This window comes from Flavobacterium psychroterrae, from assembly GCF_018380615.1.
Classification (GTDB): Bacteria; Bacteroidota; Bacteroidia; order Flavobacteriales; family Flavobacteriaceae; genus Flavobacterium; species Flavobacterium psychroterrae.
In genome coordinates this window covers 176,395-195,294 of record NZ_JAGYVZ010000006.1, presented here as the reverse complement: position 1 = coordinate 195,294, position 18,900 = coordinate 176,395, and the positions used below count along the sequence as shown (strand labels likewise).

General features: G+C 32.0%; 14 protein-coding genes. 2 read left to right on the top strand and 12 right to left on the bottom strand.

The features are described 5' to 3' along the window. Positions 1-79: 79 nt before the first annotated feature. From KHA90_RS08935 to ychF, 10 genes are all read right to left on the bottom strand, one after another. Complete coding sequence (locus tag KHA90_RS08935; RefSeq protein WP_213298079.1) at positions 80-409, bottom strand: peptidase associated/transthyretin-like domain-containing protein; 330 nt, start codon at positions 407-409, stop codon at positions 80-82. A 227-nt stretch (positions 410-636) separates the two neighbouring features. Beyond that, a complete protein-coding gene (locus tag KHA90_RS08930; RefSeq protein WP_213298076.1) occupies positions 637-3,354 on the bottom strand; it encodes a DNA gyrase/topoisomerase IV subunit A in 2,718 nt (905 codons plus the stop codon). Positions 3,355-3,437: 83 nt separating this feature from the next. Continuing rightward, positions 3,438-4,619: an RsiV family protein gene (locus KHA90_RS08925; RefSeq protein ID WP_213298073.1), complete on the bottom strand. Its 1,182-nt coding sequence runs from the start codon at positions 4,617-4,619 to the stop codon at positions 3,438-3,440. A gap of 36 nt (positions 4,620-4,655) precedes the next feature. Then, entirely contained in the window at positions 4,656-6,527 is a 1,872-nt protein-coding gene (locus tag KHA90_RS08920; RefSeq protein WP_213298070.1) for a DNA topoisomerase IV subunit B, read from the bottom strand. A 161-nt stretch (positions 6,528-6,688) separates the two neighbouring features. After that, a complete protein-coding gene (pncB, locus tag KHA90_RS08915; protein ID WP_213298068.1) occupies positions 6,689-7,864 on the bottom strand; it encodes a nicotinate phosphoribosyltransferase in 1,176 nt (391 codons plus the stop codon). Positions 7,865-7,963: 99 nt separating this feature from the next. Further along, entirely contained in the window at positions 7,964-8,944 is a 981-nt protein-coding gene (locus KHA90_RS08910; protein WP_213298065.1) for a transglutaminase domain-containing protein, read from the bottom strand. A 3-nt stretch (positions 8,945-8,947) separates the two neighbouring features. After that, positions 8,948-9,472: an NADPH-dependent FMN reductase gene (locus KHA90_RS08905; RefSeq protein ID WP_213298062.1), complete on the bottom strand. Its 525-nt coding sequence runs from the start codon at positions 9,470-9,472 to the stop codon at positions 8,948-8,950. A gap of 149 nt (positions 9,473-9,621) precedes the next feature. After that, positions 9,622-10,539, bottom strand: coding sequence for a YihY/virulence factor BrkB family protein (locus tag KHA90_RS08900; protein ID WP_213298059.1), 918 nt, complete (start codon positions 10,537-10,539; stop codon positions 9,622-9,624). 569 nt (positions 10,540-11,108) lie between these two features. Then, positions 11,109-11,786 (bottom strand): TIGR02117 family protein, encoded by a 678-nt coding sequence (locus KHA90_RS08895; protein ID WP_213298056.1) that lies wholly within the window; start codon positions 11,784-11,786, stop codon positions 11,109-11,111. Between the two features lie 340 nt (positions 11,787-12,126). Further along, positions 12,127-13,221 (bottom strand): redox-regulated ATPase YchF, encoded by a 1,095-nt coding sequence (ychF, locus tag KHA90_RS08890; RefSeq protein WP_213298053.1) that lies wholly within the window; start codon positions 13,219-13,221, stop codon positions 12,127-12,129. A gap of 319 nt (positions 13,222-13,540) precedes the next feature. Here ychF and KHA90_RS08885 point away from each other — a divergent pair, with 319 nt between their 5' ends. Both KHA90_RS08885 and KHA90_RS08880 read left to right on the top strand, forming a co-directional pair. After that, complete coding sequence (locus KHA90_RS08885) at positions 13,541-16,279, top strand: TonB-dependent receptor (RefSeq protein WP_213298050.1); 2,739 nt, start codon at positions 13,541-13,543, stop codon at positions 16,277-16,279. 81 nt (positions 16,280-16,360) lie between these two features. Next, the gene (locus tag KHA90_RS08880) at positions 16,361-17,113 is read left to right on the top strand and encodes a class I SAM-dependent DNA methyltransferase (protein ID WP_213298046.1); all 753 of its coding nucleotides are present in this window, start codon (positions 16,361-16,363) and stop codon (positions 17,111-17,113) included. Here KHA90_RS08880 and KHA90_RS08875 read toward each other — a convergent pair. Together KHA90_RS08875 and KHA90_RS08870 are read right to left on the bottom strand one after the other, a co-directional pair. Continuing rightward, entirely contained in the window at positions 17,103-18,266 is a 1,164-nt protein-coding gene (locus KHA90_RS08875) for a peptidase associated/transthyretin-like domain-containing protein (protein WP_213298043.1), read from the bottom strand. The genes KHA90_RS08880 and KHA90_RS08875 overlap by 11 nt on opposite strands. A gap of 168 nt (positions 18,267-18,434) precedes the next feature. Next, positions 18,435-18,785, bottom strand: a complete 351-nt coding sequence (locus KHA90_RS08870) for a 4Fe-4S dicluster domain-containing protein (protein WP_213298040.1) — start codon at positions 18,783-18,785, stop codon at positions 18,435-18,437. Between the last annotated feature and the right edge of the window lie 115 nt (positions 18,786-18,900).

Here is an 18,900-nt window from a genome sequence, read left to right as displayed (position 1 = left end):
TTATCTTAGCGTTTTTGGTTTTTATCCTATTTACAAACCAAATCTATTGGCAATCATAAATTAAATATTTCAAATTGAATCATTTTTTAGAAAAGTCACTTTTCTCATTAAATAAATAAATTTTATTATTGCTTAAATTTCTTTTAGAAAAGCCTCCTGAAGAATCTGGCTTTCGGTAAAGATTTTTAGTTGAATATCCATCCTTCCTCAATGACAATTTTAGTATGGAATTTGAATTTACTTTCAAATAAAAATATCCTGAACTATCTGTTTGTATTTTAGTACCATTAATATCTATAAAAACATTTTGAAGTGGTTGTTCCGTATCGTAATCATAAACATGACCATAAAATTTATTATTTGTACAGCTACAAAATAATAAAACTATAAAAATGAGTGTGCTTTTCATTCCTCCTTTTTATTCAAATATAGATTTCAAGTTTCAAAAATATACCCCCTTTAAATTATTATAGTATAATAATAAGGTTTTTAACTATTGGGATAAACCACAAGATCAGAACAATAAAATCGAAGTAAAATAATTATACTTTTTGAACAGAAAAAAATAAACTGAAAAATTTTAAAATTAAAACATAAAAAAACGCTAAGATATTCTTAGCGCTTTTCAATTTTATATTAGTCTAAAACCAAACCAATCTGACCATCGTCATCGAGTTCTGTTTCTACTGAATCATCTTCATCTAACTCAGGTTTTTCAGGAACTTCTTCAATCGGTTCTTCATATGGCAAAGGATCTAACAAATTAACCTGTTTCAACTTATCAGTTGTAAGTTGATTTCCTAATGCTTTGAAACCTTTTACAGCTATAAAATCTTCAACATCTATATGTAAATCTTCTTTTTGAACTCCTTTTACTTTTGCAAAAATAAGTTGTGCCACCGGACGATAATCTGTTGAGACAATCTCTAATTGCGAATTTGGATGTTCCGTAATAAAGCTTTCTTCTTTATCGGTTTCAACCAGAAAACGTTTTAAATAATAACGTTCTTTTTCTCCATCAAAATAAATGGCAGAGATTGGTTTTTTAGGTTTAAATTTCTCCAAAACAATCATGTCCTCATCAAAATGAGTAGACAATTCAGGTATAATAACCTTTAATTTACCACTTTGATTGATGATCAAGATTTTATCACTTGGTTTAAACTCTCCTAATAATTCACCTCTTGCATCAACATTTAAACGTTTTACAGTATCATCAAACCAAACTTTTCTTGGTAATAAAGTAGAAATTCCTTTCTCTTTTAATTCGATTTTCTTGATTGGATATTTAGTAACTAAATTTCCTTTTGAAGCTCGTCCTTTAATCGCTAATTTGGCAAAATCAATATCAAATTTTAATTTCTTGATCGTTCCTACCTGACGCAATAGTATCGTAATTACTTCGGCTTCTCCATTTGGATTGTGTGAAAAATAAACTACTTGCGAACCAGCCGTTTCATTTGTTAAATCATACGGTTTATCACGTGTTACACCCGAAACATTGAAACGTTTTATATACGATGGACCAGATTTTCCGTCACGATACATCATGTTGTAAATCGTACGTTTATCGCTTTTATCAAAAATAGCAACATGAATTATATCTTTACCTACAAAGGTTTTGGCATCGACTTTTGTTACCAGCATTTTTCCGTCACGCAAAAACACAATTACATCATCAATATCAGAACAATCTGTAAGATATTCATCTTTTTTAAGGCTTGTTCCAACAAAACCTTCTTCTCGGTTTACATACAATTTTGTGTTACGCAAAACTACTTTTGTAGCCTCAACATTATCAAAAACACGAAGTTCCGTCTGGCGTTCACGACCTTTTCCGTATTTTTCTTTTAACTTGGTAAAATATGCAATAGCAAAATCTATTAGATTGGCTAAATGATGCTCTACTTCTTTCATTTCATCTTCTAACTTAGCGATAAAATCATCTGCTTTATCAGAGTCAAAACGAGTAATACGAATCATTGGAATCTGAGTCAGTCTTTGTAAATCATCATCGGTAATTTCCCTGACGAATGATTTTTTAAACGGCTCAAATCTGTCATATAAATATTTATACAGCGATTCTCTATCAGAATATAATTTGAATTCAATGTACATTTCTTCACGAATGAAGATTTTTTCTAAAGTAGAAAAATGCCATTTGTTTTTTAATTCTTCTAACTGAATTTCTAATTCCTGCTTAAGTAAATCAACCGTTCTGTGTGTTGAAATTTTCAACATTTCAGAAACGCCAATAAACAACGGTTTATTATCTTCAATAACACAACCTAAAGGCGCTACAGACGTTTCGCAAGCTGTAAAAGCAAACAAAGCATCAATGGTTTTATCCGGAGAAACTCCTGGGAAAAGATGAATTAAAATCTCAACATCTGCCGCTGTATTGTCTTCAATTTTCTTGATTTTGATTTTACCTTTATCGTTGGCTTTCAAAATACTGTCAATCAAAGTCGTTGTATTAGTAGAAAACGGAATTTGCGTAATCACCAATGTGTTTTTGTCTAACTGAGCAATTTTAGCACGAACACGTACGCGTCCGCCACGAAGTCCATCATTATAATTAGACACATCGGCAATACCTTGTGTCATGAAATCCGGATATAATGTAAACGGCTTTCCTTTTAAAATCTTGATCGAAGCATCAATTAATTCATTGAAGTTATGAGGTAAAACTTTAGTCGAAAGTCCAACCGCAATTCCCTCTGCTCCTTGTGCCAAAAGCAACGGAAACTTTACCGGAAGATTGTTTGGTTCTGCACGACGACCATCGTATGAAACTCCCCAATCGGTAATTTTTGGACTGTAAATAACTTCTAAGGCAAATTTAGATAAACGTGCTTCAATATAACGAGAAGCTGCCGCACCATCGCCTGTTAAGATATTTCCCCAGTTTCCCTGACAGTCAATCAATAATTCTTTCTGACCTATTTGTACCATTGCATCACCAATACTCGCATCTCCGTGTGGGTGATACTGCATCGTGTGCCCAACAACATTGGCAACTTTATTATAACGACCATCATCCAACTCTTTCAAAGAGTGCATAATACGACGCTGAACGGGTTTAAAACCATCTTCGATAGCCGGAACTGCACGCTCCAGAATTACATATGAAGCATAATCCAGAAACCAGTCTTTGTACATTCCCGTTACTTTTGTAATAACGTCATCTCCTTCTTCTTCCTGATTTTCGTAAAAATGCTGCCCTTCGAAATTCTTAGCATCTACGTTGATAATTTCATCGTCATCTCCTTCCTGATTTTCATCAATCTGGTTCTCTTCAGAATTATTTTCGTCGTCGTTTGGAATTATGTTATCGTCTTCTTCGTCTTTCATTTATTTATATTCGAAATTATAAATTTGTATTTTCAATTCTGAACCTGATTTTATAATAAATCAAAGTTAGTATATTCTTAATCTTAATTATAGTTATCCAGAATTGTGTTTTTTAAAATATAAGGTTTTAATTCTTCATAACTGAAAAAAATCTCAGGTTCTCCACCTGCAAAACCAACAAGTTCATATGGAGCATAAGAAAAAGTAATTCCTGTTGGCAAAACATAAAAAGTATTGGCCATTTCTATTTTATCTGATAATCCATCACCATACTCTGATCTAATTTTATTTTCATAAAAATCAATAAAATTTTCATTTTTTGTATTTAGAATTTGTTCTATTTCTATTTTTCTTCCGGTACTTACTTCATAATTATCGTATGATGTACGGTATAAACCATGTGCTCCACCCATATAATTGTACCAATAATGATAAACTACATAAATATTTGAGTCAATAAAAATAGGTGAGCTTATAAATAAGCTTTCTGACGCATAATTATCTTCATCCTTTACAGCCTTTTTACTATCAAAATTATGTTTCCATTTATCATGATTTTTTATGCTGAGGGAATCGCTAGACAAATACTTTAGATTCGAACTTAAAGCTTCAAAGCTTTTATCATTTGATAAAATTTCTCCCAGGAAAGTATAATTCCTTGACGGCGTATAATCTCTTCCTTGCCCTTTTTTATAAGCTTCTCTGGTATCAAATAATGTATAGTCTATTTTATCAAAACATTTATAAGATGGAAATTTTTTACTTGGATAAATTTTATATACTTTTTTATTATAGATGCACTCTACAAACATTTCATCAGTAAACAGATTGTATAATTTGAGTTTACAAATAGTTTTCCCGTTATTATTCTCATCATAAGAAGATGCTTTTCCTGTGTAGAAATCCTCTTTCCCGTTTTTTACTAATCCAAAACCGAAAATTTGATCTTCTCCATCAATATAAAGACGGCCTGATTTCCAATATCCTCCATATTCTTCAGTTAATCTGTTAGAAATATGAATTTGAATTTTTTTATTATTATCAAGTGTTCCATCAAAAGAATAAATAAAAGGAGCTTCTATTTTTAATGTATCACCACCTATTACTATTGTATTGTCTTTAATTTTATAAATTAAGCTATCATTTTTTTCTTCAATTACAACTTTTGTAATTGGGTTTTTAGGAATCAGTTCTTTTTTCTCTTCATTTTTTGACTGGCAAGAAATAAATAATAAAATTAATAAAACGAAAAGATATTTTTTCATACACGAAATTAAGTTACTAATTATTAAAATTTTATTTTAAGCATCAGCCTCAACCGCATCCAACTCCACCTTCAAATTCTTAATAATAAACTCTTGTCTGTCCGGCGTATTTTTTCCCATATAGAAAGACAATAATTGCTCAATCGAGGTGTTTTTATCAATCATAATTGGATCAAGTCGAATCGTTTCTCCAATGAAATTCTTGAACTCATCCGGTGAAATCTCTCCTAAACCTTTAAATCGAGTGATTTCCGGTTTTGGTTTTAGTTTTTCTATCGCATCTCTTCTTTCTTCATCTGAATAACAATAGATCGTTTCTTTTTTATTTCGAACCCTGAAAAGTGGCGTTTGCAAAATGTACAAATGTCCTTCTTTGATTAATTCCGGGAAAAACTGAAGGAAAAATGTAATCAACAATAAACGAATGTGCATTCCATCGACATCGGCATCTGTTGCGATTACGATATTGTTGTAACGTAATTTTTCCAGTCCGTCTTCGATATCTAACGCCGCTTGCAATAAATTGAATTCTTCATTTTCATAAACAATTTTCTTTGTCATTCCGTACGAGTTCAAAGGCTTACCACGCAAACTAAATACGGCTTGTGTATTTACATCACGTGACTTTGTGATCGATCCGGAAGCCGAATCTCCCTCGGTAATAAAAAGCGTACTTTCTAAGTTTCTTGGGTTTTTTGTATCTGGAAGATGTGCACGGCAATCTCTTAATTTTTTATTATGAAGATTGGCTTTTTTAGCACGATCTGTTGCCAGTTTTCTAATTCCTGATAACTCTTTACGCTCACGTTCTGCCTGTAGAATTTTACGTAATAAGGCATCAGCCGTTGGAGGATTTTTATGTAGGTAATTATCTAATTTATTCTTTACAAAATCATTTACAAAAGTACGAACAGATACAGCTGGCGTTCCATCATCAGACCCCATATCTGTAGAACCTAATTTGGTTTTGGTCTGAGACTCAAAAACCGGTTCCATTACCTTGATACTGATCGCACTCACAATCGATTTACGAACATCAGATGCTTCGAAGTTTTTGTTGTAAAATTCACGAATGGTTTTCACAATTGCTTCTCTGTAAGCCGCTAAGTGCGTTCCTCCTTGCGTTGTATTCTGTCCGTTGACAAATGAGTGATATTCTTCGCTGTATTGTGTTTTACTGTGTGTTAAAGCGATCTCAATATCATGATCTTTCAGGTGAATGATTGGATATTCAAGATCATCAGCACTTATTGTTTCTTCTAATAAATCACGAAGACCATTTTCAGAAATGTATTTTTCGCCATTAAAAATAATCGTCAAACCATTGTTTAAATAACAATAGTTTTTAACCATTTTAATGACATATTCCATACGGAATTTGTAATTTTTAAAGATCGTTTCATCTGGCGTAAAAGTTACTTTCGTTCCTTTTCGCTTCGTTGTTTCAATTATATCTTCTTCTAAAACTAAATTTCCTGCTGAAAATTCAGCGCCTTTTTGTTTATCATCACGAACTGATTCTACACGAAAATAGTTCGATAAAGCATTTACGGCTTTTGTTCCAACACCATTTAAACCTACTGATTTCTGGAAAGCTTTAGAATCGTATTTCCCTCCCGTGTTCATTTTTGAAACTACATCGACTACTTTTCCTAACGGAATTCCACGTCCGTAATCACGAACCGAAACCGTTTTATCCTTGATAGTCACTTCAATAGTTTTTCCCGAGCCCATTACGAACTCATCGATACAGTTGTCTAAAACCTCTTTTAAAAGAATATAAATACCATCATCCGGTGAAGATCCGTCTCCCAATTTCCCGATATACATTCCGGGACGCATACGGATATGTTCCTTCCAATCGAGTGATCGAATATTATCTTCGGTATATTGATTTTGCTCTAGCATAAAGTAAATTGGATTTTTGGCTAATGTACCATTTATAGTCAAAAAATGAAAGCGTATTTTTTTTTTGTTACGATTAATAACAGCTTTGAATTCTATTTAAATTGATTTTAAAATAATACGGGTGTTAAAAATATAAAAAATCAATTGTAATACAAAAAACACTATTTGATTCCAAGCACTTCTTTCGCCAAAGCAATCATTTCGGGAGTTCCTGTATTTTTGTTTTTCTCGTCAGAAAGTTTAACAACGCCTTGCCAATGTGTGTTGTCCAATTTAACTTCAGTCAATTTTATGACCATATTCATTGGTGGTAAACCTACATCATTGGTGAAATTTGTACCTATACCAAATGACATTTTGATTTTATCTTTACAAAAATCAGTTATGAGTTTTACTTTATCATAATTTAAGGAATCCGAAAAAACAATTACTTTCGATTTTGGATCAATTCCCATTTTTTCATAGTGCAAAATCACCTTTTGTGCAAACTCAATTGGATCTCCGCTATCATGTCGAACACCATCAAAAAGTTTGGAATATTTTTTATCAAATTGGTTAAAAAAGACATCGGTTGTATAAGTATCTGTCAGGGCAATTCCCAGGTCACCGCCGTAGACTTGCGTCCAATGTTCAAGACTAATCAAATTTGCCATTTTAAAACCATATTGTGCTGCATGAAACATAAACCATTCGTGAGCATGGGTTCCTAAAGGGCGCTTATTATTCACCATTGCAAAGTGCACATTACTGGTTCCTATAAAACTTTGTGAACCAAAAGCCTGTAATGTTTCATTTATTAAAACATGTACATCATAGGAATGGCGACGTCTTGTGCCAAATTCTAAAATTGAAACTCCTAATTTATTATAATTATTGATTTTATCTTTGGTCACACTTTTTATTGCATCATCGTTTAAACGAATCAAAAGATTTGATTTGTAAAAAAGCTCTGAAATTAATGCCATTAAAGGCACTTCCCATAAAATAGTACGATACCAGAAACCTTCAATAGTAACTTTAATTTCGGATCCTTCCTGAGTTATCTGAACTTCTGACGGATCATAATTATACCCTTGCAAAAAATCCAAGTAAGTAGGATCAAGATAAGGACAAAATTTAGCTAAATAATGCTTTTCATTTTTTGTCAGTCTCAAATCTGCCATTGCATCAACTGATTTTCGAAGTAAATCAGCAAAGCCAGTTGGAAAAATATGTTTTCCTCTATTTATAAAACCATAACGCACTTTAGCTTTTGGAAAAAGTTTTATTACGGCATGTTGCATCGTAAATTTATAGAAATCATTATCTAAAATTGATTTCAGAAAAGTTGTTTCCATATTCCGCTTTTATATTATTTTAAAAAATCCTTAATGATAAAGATACGGCAATTCAATAAAAGAAGAAAATGATATAAATCAACTTCTCATAATAAGTAATTACTTTGAGATTATTTTAAAAGAAACAATACTATAAGAATCTACAAAAATGGTGAGATATTCGCCAATAGTTTTATCATAAGTGATTTGGAATTCTAAACCACCTCGTTTTTCTTTGGCATTTTGAATTTTGACTGCCTGATTTTTTTTATTCAGATAGAAGACAACATCGGATTTTGAAACATTTTTGATTTCAACCGTTATTTTATTGCCTGATTTTGCTTCAATTATTCCATAATCTGGAGACTTGATTTTATAGTCGTGCTGAATTGTTTTATTATAAATTAAAGGTCCGTTAAGGAAATCGTCTTTGCTTAATTTATTTCCTAAATACGAACCGGAATCGGGAAAATGTTTAGCAAAAAAATAATCAGGATCTGTATCAAAATAAACAGGATCAAAATCATTGACCATTTTCCCTTTGCTGCCGTCATAATATCCCTGACCCCAGGTAACATCAACTAATCGCCATTTTTTATCGATCAAAACAATATTCCATGCATGATTTGATGAAGTTTCTTTTCGACCAATATCTGCTAATCTTGTTTTTGAATCTCCTCTGATTATTTCACATTTTAATCCTGTTAATTCGGCTAAATTTTGGTATAAAGCAGTAAAACCTTCGCAAACTGCTTTTTGGGAATTAAATGTTTTCTGAATCAGTTTGTCATTGATTTGCTGAATTTTTCTTTGTTTTTCAGCCTCTGTAGAATAACTAAAACCTTGTGTGCGCTGCGGATTTAAAAACGAAGCATAATCGTATTTTATATTAAAGGCAATCCAGCTGTAAATTGCTCGTGCCTTATCATGTTCTGAAGTAAAATTCTTTTGAATTTTTTTCGCTAAATCTTCTGTTGAATCAAATTGTTTTGGATATTTTAAAACTATTTTATCTACTTCACTATACTTTTGAGAATAGGATAAATGCAGAAAAATTAAATTCAGAAATAGAAATATAACGGTAATCTTTTTTATTGTCATCGATTAAAAACAAGTTTTAATAATATCTTTTAATTCTTTATCTAACTCTTTATTTGAAATTTTATTTTCTTCCAAATTAAAATTGGCGCCGAAGGTTGGTAATGAAAAAGTAGCTTTAATTTGCGCTCCATATCTTGGCAATGCATTATTTGCAATTTCTAAAACAGATGCTCCGCCTCGGGCTCCGGGAGAAGTTGCCAATAATAACATTGGCTTAAGCTGAAAAACATCTTTAATTATTCGTGAACTCCAATCAAATAGATTTTTGAAAGCAGCGGAATAATTAGCATTGTTTTCAGCGAGAGAAACTACTAAAATATCGGCACTCTGTATCTTTGCAAGAAATGCTTTTGCAAGTTCGTGCTGACCAATCTCTTTTTCGAGATCTACACTAAATAAGGGCATTGCAAAATCATTTAAATCTAAAACTTCAACATCTGCATTTTCAAATAAACTTGCTGCATAAGTTGCAAAATGTTTGTTGATTGAATGCTTACTGTTACTTCCTCCAAAGGCGATAATTTTCATATTTAACTTTTAATATTTAAACCATATAAGTAATTTTAGTTCATTTAAAAACAGTACTTAAATATACTTACTTCATAACAAAGATACATTTCTGTAAATTCATTCCGGTAAAACTTTCATTACCTTAAATTACTTATATGATCCAAAATTTATTTGGGTTCGATTTCTAAAATCTCTTTTTTTATTTCTACTGAGTATTCATTTGGTGAAATTTGACCTCCGTAAGATTTCGCATATACTTTAGTAAATTCGGCTCCAAAATACAGAATAATTGCTGAATAATAGACCCAAACCAAAATAATAATCACAGAACCTGCTGCTCCGTAAACTGAGGCAACTGTAGAGCTTCCTAAATAAAAACCAATTGCGAATTTACCAATCATAAAAAGAACAGCTGTAACTCCTGATCCTATAAAAGCATCTTTCCATCTGATTTTTCCGTCAGGCAAAGTTCTAAAAATAATTGTAAAAAGAAGCGTAATACTCGCCAGCACAATTAGAGTATTTACTACATAAAATAAATAAACCGTACTTTCCGGGAAATACATTTTTAAACGGGTACTCATCACATCTAATGTTGTATTTACAAAAAGACTGACTAACATTAAGAAACCAACGGAAGCAATCATAGAAAATGACATTAAACGATTCTGTATGAATTTTTTAACTCCTTTATCCGGTTTTGCGCGCAATCCCCATATAAAATTTATTGAACTTTGAATTTCAGCAAAAACTCCGGAAGCTCCAATTAATAACATTATGATTCCGAAGACGGTTGCAAAAACATTACTGCCTGAAAGTTGAACATTTTTGATGGCTTCCTGAATCTGAATTGCAGCGCCATTACCAACCAAACCATTTATCTGACCATAAAGCTGTCCTGCAACGGCTTCTTCACCAAAGAAAAATCCGCAAATAGTGATAATGATAATTAATAAAGGAGGCAATGCAAATATGGTATAATAGGATAATGCAGCACTTAGTTTAATGGCATTATCATCATTAAATTCTAAAAAGGCATTCTTGAGCAGAAACCAAGACTTTGAGAATATATTTTTGATTTTCACGATATGTATTTTTTTAGATATTCTCTCAAATTTAATTAATAATTATGAAAAATAAATTCTTGGTTTTTGAATAAATTTTACATTTTTTCCATGTTGTTTTATTAATTTTGATGATAAGATAATTGGAGGATTATTGGATGATTGGATAGTCCCTACGGGACAATTGTGTGAGGTTGAATTGTTTTTCTGACACCATTTTATACCAACATTTTTCTACCAATATTTAACTCCTAAAGGAGTATTTTACGTGTACTTTTTTTAAATATCTCGTAGAGATTAAATATTGGTAGAAAAATAATCCCATCTACAAATTTTGTCCCGTAGGGACTACACATTTAACACAACAATATTATGCTTGTATAGTTTAGTCCCTACGGGACAATTGCGTGAGGTTGAATTGTTTCTGACACCATTTTATACCAATATTTTTCTACCAATATTTAACTCCTAAAGGAGTATTTTACATGTACTTTTTTAAATATCTCGTAGAGATTAAATATTGGTAGAAAAATAATTCCCTCTACAAATTTTGTCCCGTAGGGACTACACATTTATATTGAGAAAATTTTCTATTGATAATGGCAAAAAATTCCTTTATCATAAACTGTCCATAAACTTGCTTTTTGGTTTGCGGCTTTTAGAGCGCAATTTGCCCAGGTATTACAAGTATAAAATAAACTATAACTTCCTTTTGCTTCATAAAAAGCATCTTTCTTTCCGTAGCTATAACCTTGAATCCATTGTGGATGATTGGGATCAAGAAAACTTTCTGAAATATAAGTTACTAACTTTTGATAGTTTTCTTTTGAAATTAAAATGCGTTTACAATCTTCGCCTTCTTTCAATTGTTTGAAAAAAGTTGTGTGCATCGCCGATGAACTTACTCCAAAAGCGGCCTTTAAAGCCGTACTTGCTTTTAGATCTGACCATTCCGGCGTATGCAAATAAAATCCTTTATCGCCCCAGCCAAAGCCTATATATTGCATTGTACTGTCTTTTGATTGTGTCTGACTGAATTGAATTTCGTTGCGCCAGTCTTTAATATCATTTACAACCGGAACTACAATATCTGTATGAACTCCGTTTGAAAGTATGTAAATAGGGATGGCTTCTTTTTCCTCGACTTGCGAAACATCTGAGTTGACTGTTATTTTAGAGATAAAATAAACTGAAATAAGGTATAAAACAAGAAAAGTAATGATTCCGAGAATAGTCCAGCCTAGAAATCTGAAGGTTTTTTTTAGCATTTTTTATGGTTTGTTTTAAATTAGTTATTGGTTAATTTTCTCTAACCAATTTTTGAGCCAAAAAAATAATTGGTACACGGAAAATACGGATTCGCTTACGCGAAAGCACGGATTTGCCCGGATTTTTTTATGCTTGTCTTTTTTGTCTCTCGCAGATTTTGCAGATTGAGCAGATTTTAATCTAGGTTTTGTTATAGAAAGTCGTTAATCTTTGCGGAGTTTCTATTGTGATTGATAATGTTTGTGCATAAAAAAACTGCTGAATCTCTTCAGCAGCTTTATCTATTCTATTTCTTCTTTACTCTATTTTCTTTATTCTATTTTCTTTATTCTATTTTCTCTAGACGTTAAAACGAAAATGCATTACATCACCATCTTTTACGATATATTCTTTTCCTTCGACTTTGAATTTTCCAGCTTCTTTTGCTTTTGCTTCAGATCCATAATGAACGTAATCTTCGTATGAGATAACTTCGGCACGAATGAATCCTTTTTCGAAATCAGTATGGATAACTCCTGCTGCTTGTGGCGCAGTTGAACCAATGTTGATTGTCCAGGCGCGAACTTCTTTTACACCTGCGGTAAAATAGGTTTGCTGTTTTAATAATTTGTAAGCTGCACGAATTAAAACTGACGCTCCAGGCTCTGTTAATCCCATATCTTCAAGGAAAACCTGACGCTCTTCGTAACTTTCTAACTCGGTGATATCAGCTTCTGCTCCTACTGAAAGGATAATTACTTCAGCTCCTTCATCTTTTACTAATTCACGAATCTGGTCTACATATTTGTTTCCGTTTACTGCTGAACTTTCGTCAACATTACAAACGTATAAAACCGGTTTTGAAGTAATTAACTGGAAAGCTTCCATTAAAATTTCTTCGTCATTATTTTGAGGAATAATTGTTCTTGCAGATTTTGCCTGTAATAATACTTCTCTGATTCGGTTTAACAAAGCCTCTTCAGTCTGAGCTTCTTTGTTTCCTGTTTTTGCAGCACGTTTTACTTTTTCTAAACGTTTATCAATCGTTTCTAAGTCTTTTAACTGTAATTCGATATCAATTGTTTCTTTATCACGAATTGGATTTACGTTTCCGTCAACGTGAACAATATTATCATTATCAAAACAACGTACAACGTGAATAATAGCATTACACTCTCTGATGTTTCCTAAAAACTGATTTCCAAGTCCTTCACCTTTACTTGCTCCTTTTACCAAACCGGCAATGTCAACAATATCAACTGTTGCCATTTGTACGCGCTCTGGTTTTACCAATTCTTCTAACTTATTGATTCTTGGATCCGGAACGTTTACAACACCAATATTAGGTTCGATTGTACAAAACGGAAAGTTGGCACTTTGTGCTTTTGCATTGGACAAACAATTAAATAAAGTCGATTTTCCAACATTTGGTAATCCTACAATTCCTGCTTTCATATGTAGATGATATTTGTTTTTTTATTTGATTTATCGCTGTTAGACGCTGTTATGACTGATTCTATTTCAATTATTTAGCTTCTGTTTTGAACGTTATTTCTTCTTTTATTTTTTTTGCTAAAATGATAGCTTTTCGCCTTAAAATTTTGCAAATATAAGATTTAATAGCTCGTAACTAAACAAAAAATGACGATATATGTTTTTTTACTACTTTTCTTAAAAAAAATTCAACTTTTTCGTAATGTTTTGTTAAATAATGTTATTTTTATCACAATATTTAACAAACCAATAAAATATTTTAACCAAAATTAGATTACACATGAAAAAAATTGCAGTATTATTATTTTTATTTAGCACCGTGGCTATTTTTGCGCAACAGCAAGTCTCGGGTGTTGTAAAAGACAATTCCGGTAACCCCCTGCCTGGAGTAAATATTGTCGAAAAAGGTACTAATAACGGAGTATCTACAGATATTGACGGATCTTACAAAATTACAGTAAAAGAAGGCGGATCATTAGTATTCACATATATGGGGTTTAATAGTGTTACAAGATTAGCAAATGCATCACAAATTGATGTTTCATTAGCCGAAGAATCAGGACAAAATCTTGACGAAGTTGTTGTTACAGGTTCAAGAACTGCCGCCAGAAGTAATACTACAAGTGCATTGCCTATCGATGTTTTATCTGCTAAAGATTTAACTTCGACAGGACAAGCGACATTTGATAAGGCGCTGCAATACAAGATTCCGTCTTTTAATACCGTACAAACTCCTGTAAATGATGCGACATCATTACTGGATCCGTACGAAATTAGAAATATGGGACCAAGCAGAACTTTGATCCTTATTAATGGTAAACGTAAAAACTTAAGTTCTTTGCTTTATGTTCAAACTTCTCCGGGACGTGGTGAAACTGGTGCTGATATCTCTGCAATTCCAACTGACGCTATCGAGCGTGTTGAGATCTTGCGTGATGGTGCATCTGCTCAATACGGATCTGATGCGATTGCGGGAGTTATGAATATCATTTTAAAGAAAAACACTACTGACGGATCTATAACTGTAAGAAGCGGAATTACTTCTGAAGGTGACGGAGAAATGCTAGGTGTAAGTTTAAACAATGGTACAACTGTTGGCGAAAAAGGTTTTTTAAATTATACAATAGATTTTTCTAAAGTAAATTTAGCAAACAGACCAGGAAAAGTTGATGCTCAAGGTGAAGCAAATGACTTCTTAGGCGGTACACCAGCTGATGTTGCAACTGTTCAATCTTTTCTTGATAAATATCCTGATGCAAGAAACGTAAATGGTTCTCCGGAAACTGCTGCTGCAAAATTCTTAATTAATGGTGGAAACGATATTAGCGATAATACTAAATTGTATTATAACGCTGCTTATGTGTACAAAAAAGTAAATTCGTTTGCCAACTTTAGAACGCCATATTGGAGACCTTTATCTGGTGATCCTTATTTGAATGATTTCTTTGGAAATGGTGATGATGCAAATCCTTCTTATGATGGATATGGTCCTACTTTTGAAGGAGATCTAACGGATTATAACGGAACTTTAGGATTTAAAACAGTGAAAAACGGATGGAATACCGATGCGAGTTTAACCGTTGGTGGTAACAAACAGGTTTATTCTGTAAATAATTCTGTAAACAGATCTGATATTACTACTACTACAATTGATCCGGTTTCGGGAGATCCTGTTGAAACTAACGTTTACAGAGAAAATAGCCCTATTTCATTTAAACCGGGTGGAACTTCTTTTAATCACGTAGTTGGAAATATTGATGTTTCTAAAATTGTATCAGAGAAAATCAGTATTGGTTTTGGTACAGAGTTTAGATCTGAATATTTTACTGTTATGGAAGGGGATAAAGCGTCCTGGGACGGAACCGGAGCTGACTCTTTTGCAGGGAACAGACCTGAAAATTCAGGAAAATGGAACAGATATAATGTGGGTGTTTACCTTGATGTAGCTTTTGATATTACAAAAGATTTCTTAGTGAACGGAACTGTTCGTCATGAAGAATATAGTGATTTTGGTGGAGCTACCGTTTGGAAAGCAAGTACAAGATATAAATTCCTTGATGACAAGATTACTATAAGAGGATCTGTTTCAACAGGTTTCAGAGCACCGACTCTGCACCAAATTTATACTCAAAAATCACAATATTCTTTTGTAGCTGGTCAGGGAATTCAAATTAGCGGAATCATTAATAACGTTTCTCCTCAGGCGCGTCAATTAGGAATTCCTTCTTTGGATCCTGAAAAATCAACTAACGTAACAGTTGGTATTGGAGCAAAACCTTTTAGAAACTTTAATTTCACTGTAGATTATTACAATATTAAAGTAGAAGACAGAATTGTTTTAGGAGACAGACAAGATACTGCTTTTGGAAACGTGGCTTGGTTCTCTAACTCTTTCGATTCAAGAACTTCTGGTTTAGATGTTGTAGCCAACTACAATAACATTGGTATTGGTGAAGGTAAATTAGGATTTAATGTATCAGGAAATATTACTTTAGAAAATAAGAGAATTTCTCCTGTAACAAACAATTCATTTGGAGACATTTTAAATTCATTAACTTTTACTTCAAGACCTGACACAAAATGGATCCTTGGAATAAATTATGAAATTGGTAAATTCGGATTCTCTTTGAACAATACTTATTTTGGAAAAACTACATTTAATCAAGATGGTTTAGCTACAAATGATCCTGATGCTCCTGTTACTTCTCCTGAGTATTTAGCAGCTAACTTAAAAACAGAGTTTATTCCTAAAATTGTTACAGATTTAGGTGTTAACTTTAGCGCTACAGAAAAATTAACTATTGCATTAAATGTAAACAACTTGTTTAACATTTTGCCTGAATGGAAATTTGTAGCCGAAAATGAGGCTGGAGCTGCATTACTTGCTGATCCTGCACAAACTAAACAACAATCTAACTTACTTACATTTAATCAGCGTTATTCAAGAATGACTTATGATGGATTCCATTTTAGCCAATTAGGAACGATGTTTAACTTATCTGTAAATTATAAATTCTAAGTACAACATTTTGTTTAAATAACTGAAAGGGTTGTCTTTAATGACAGCCCTTTTTTTACTTTTATATAAAAAATTAAAATTATGGCAAGTTTATATGACGGAAAAATGGCGGCAATTTATGATGCGATGTATCAAACTTTTGTCAATTATGACGAAGAATATGTCTTTTATAATAATCTGATTCAGGAAAACAAAGCTTCAACTATTCTTGAAATAGGAAGCGGAACAGGAAATCTAGCGAAACGATTTCAGGAAAACAATCAAAATTACCAAGGTCTTGATTATAGCGAAAGTATGATTGCAATTGCAAAAGAACGAAACAAGAATTGCTCTTTTATTCAGGGAGATATGCGGGAATTCAAACTCGAAAATCCTGTACATGCTATTTTAATTACCGGAAGATCTACAAGTTATTTGATTACAAACGATGATATTAATAGAACTTTTGCCTCTCTTTTTACAAATTTAACTGATGATGGCATTATAATTTTTGACTTTATCGATGCAAATCGGTTTATTCCGTTTACAAAAGAAAATCCTCTTATAATTCATGAAGCAAAATATGAAAACGAAAATTATACAAGAGAAAGTCATTGGGACACGAACAATTCACTGGAGAATTTCATGCTCGAATGGACGGCGAAATATTATAAAGTAGTAAATGGTGAAAAGGAAATTATTGAGAATGATTTTTCAACTGTTCGCGTTTTTACACTTAACGAAATGGAACTTTTTTTATACCTGAATAATTTCGAAATTATAAAAACAATCGACAGAAAAACATATGCTTATGATACTTATGTTATTGTAGCCAGAAAAAAAATTACATCTTAAACTCCAATCCGTCTATAAGCTTTTTTTCTTCGTCAGTGGCTGTAAATCCTGAAATGTCCCAGTATTTTGTCATCACTTTGTTTTTTTTATTAAAAAGTGTTTTCTCCTTAAAAACATCACTATCACTGTAGGTGAAATTTTGTCTGTCAAAATGGGTGGTAATAAAATTATTTCTCACCTGAATATTCTTGACTTTATCTTTTAAAATCAAATCATAAGCAATTTCTTCATTTGAACTTAGTAAATAATAATCTTCACCATCAATTCTGTAACTTACTTTAATTTGCGATCTGGTAATGTTTTTAGAACCTACTTTTGTTTCTTCTTCAATTTGAACCAGGTTCGCTTGCTTTATAATAATACTAAATTCTACAATTAACTTTTTTACAGGATCGTAAATAATTTCAAAAGTATCAAATGCTTTTTTAGATTTATCTAACGGAGTTACAGACATTATATAATAGTTCTTATTATTGGGATGCCCCGTAGTTATAAACTCATATTCTTTCTTTGTTTTTGAGTCTAAAAGAGGATCAAAATATTTTAAATTTGAATAATTCTCCATAATGTTATTCAAATTATATCCCATTAAATCATGACTAACATCATCTTCCAGCAATCCATAAGATCTATTTTGTTCTACTAATAATGTCGTAGTTGATTTATTTTGATTTTCTTCAAATTGAAAATTTACCAATCCGTCATTATAGTACGAATATTTATTATCAAGCATAAAAAACTCTCTTACATATACTTTTAACCGGTATGAATTGGCAAGTTTTTGCCTTGAATTAGAAATAATTTTTTGAAGATTTTTTTCTGGTTTTTCTTTTGAAACAACAATTTCATCCAATTTATTGTTGTTATTTTTCAGATAAATTACAAATAAATCCGGCTTTAAAGCATCCCAACGAATGGTGACTTTTTCGTAGTTGGTTTCAGAAACCTGAATACTAGACGCACCATTCAATGCAAAAATTACTTTTCCGTCCTTATTGGTTATTAATGTTTGTTTTGTTTTCATGATAAACACGATTGCATTTTCTATAGGCAATTGTGTTTCTATGTCCTTAACAACAATAGAATTTTCTTCGTTTTGTGAAAAAACATTCATACTAAATAATACTACAAATAAAAATATTAATTTCTTCATAGGCATTGTCAAATTTTCAACTAAAGTATTAAATTTTTATTAATAAATTAACAAGATAAAAACAAAACATTAAAAATCAACCAACTAGCTTTTTATTAAAAGTTCAAATCAGAGCAAAAAAAATCCTGAGCGTTGACTCAGGATCTATATTTTTATGCAAATTAAAGTTTATTCATCGTGTAAAAACGCTTGTCTGTTCAACAAGGTTTCTTCATCTTCAACGTGATTATCATCAGGCACACAACAATCGACAGGACATACAGCAGCACATTGAGGTTCATCGTGAAAACCTTTACACTCCGTACATTTTCCCGGAACGATATAATATACCTCGTCAGAAATTGGAGTTTGAGCATCATCTGCATCAACTTCAGTTCCGTCAGGTAAAATTATTTTTCCTGAAAGTCTTGTTCCGTCCTTATATCTCCAATCGTCAGCTCCTTCATAAATTGCTGTATTTGGGCACTCTGGTTCACAAGCCCCACAGTTTATACATTCGTCAGTTATAATTATTGCCATTTGTTTTTTATCTTAAAGTTAAAAGTCTTAAAGCTAAAAAGTCTAAAAATTTAAAAAAACTCATTTCGATCTTTTGACTTGATGACTTTCGACTTATTTATCCTTATTTTTGTGC

Excerpts from the sequence above, each read along its gene's own strand:
- KHA90_RS08895 (WP_213298056.1), bottom strand. The coding sequence starts at position 11,786 with ATGCTAAAAAAAACCTTCAGATTTCTAGGCTGGACTATTCTCGGAATC.
- KHA90_RS08870 (WP_213298040.1), bottom strand. The coding sequence starts at position 18,785 with ATGGCAATAATTATAACTGACGAATGTATAAACTGTGGGGCTTGTGAA.
- KHA90_RS08885 (WP_213298050.1), top strand. The coding sequence starts at position 13,541 with ATGAAAAAAATTGCAGTATTATTATTTTTATTTAGCACCGTGGCTATT.
- KHA90_RS08910 (WP_213298065.1), bottom strand. The coding sequence starts at position 8,944 with ATGACAATAAAAAAGATTACCGTTATATTTCTATTTCTGAATTTAATT.
- KHA90_RS08905 (WP_213298062.1), bottom strand. The coding sequence starts at position 9,472 with ATGAAAATTATCGCCTTTGGAGGAAGTAACAGTAAGCATTCAATCAAC.
- KHA90_RS08925 (WP_213298073.1), bottom strand. The coding sequence starts at position 4,619 with ATGAAAAAATATCTTTTCGTTTTATTAATTTTATTATTTATTTCTTGC.
- KHA90_RS08880 (WP_213298046.1), top strand. The coding sequence starts at position 16,361 with ATGGCAAGTTTATATGACGGAAAAATGGCGGCAATTTATGATGCGATG.
- pncB (WP_213298068.1), bottom strand. The coding sequence starts at position 7,864 with ATGGAAACAACTTTTCTGAAATCAATTTTAGATAATGATTTCTATAAA.
- KHA90_RS08920 (WP_213298070.1), bottom strand. The coding sequence starts at position 6,527 with ATGCTAGAGCAAAATCAATATACCGAAGATAATATTCGATCACTCGAT.
- ychF (WP_213298053.1), bottom strand. The coding sequence starts at position 13,221 with ATGAAAGCAGGAATTGTAGGATTACCAAATGTTGGAAAATCGACTTTA.
- KHA90_RS08930 (WP_213298076.1), bottom strand. The coding sequence starts at position 3,354 with ATGAAAGACGAAGAAGACGATAACATAATTCCAAACGACGACGAAAAT.
- KHA90_RS08875 (WP_213298043.1), bottom strand. The coding sequence starts at position 18,266 with ATGAAGAAATTAATATTTTTATTTGTAGTATTATTTAGTATGAATGTT.
- KHA90_RS08935 (WP_213298079.1), bottom strand. The coding sequence starts at position 409 with ATGAAAAGCACACTCATTTTTATAGTTTTATTATTTTGTAGCTGTACA.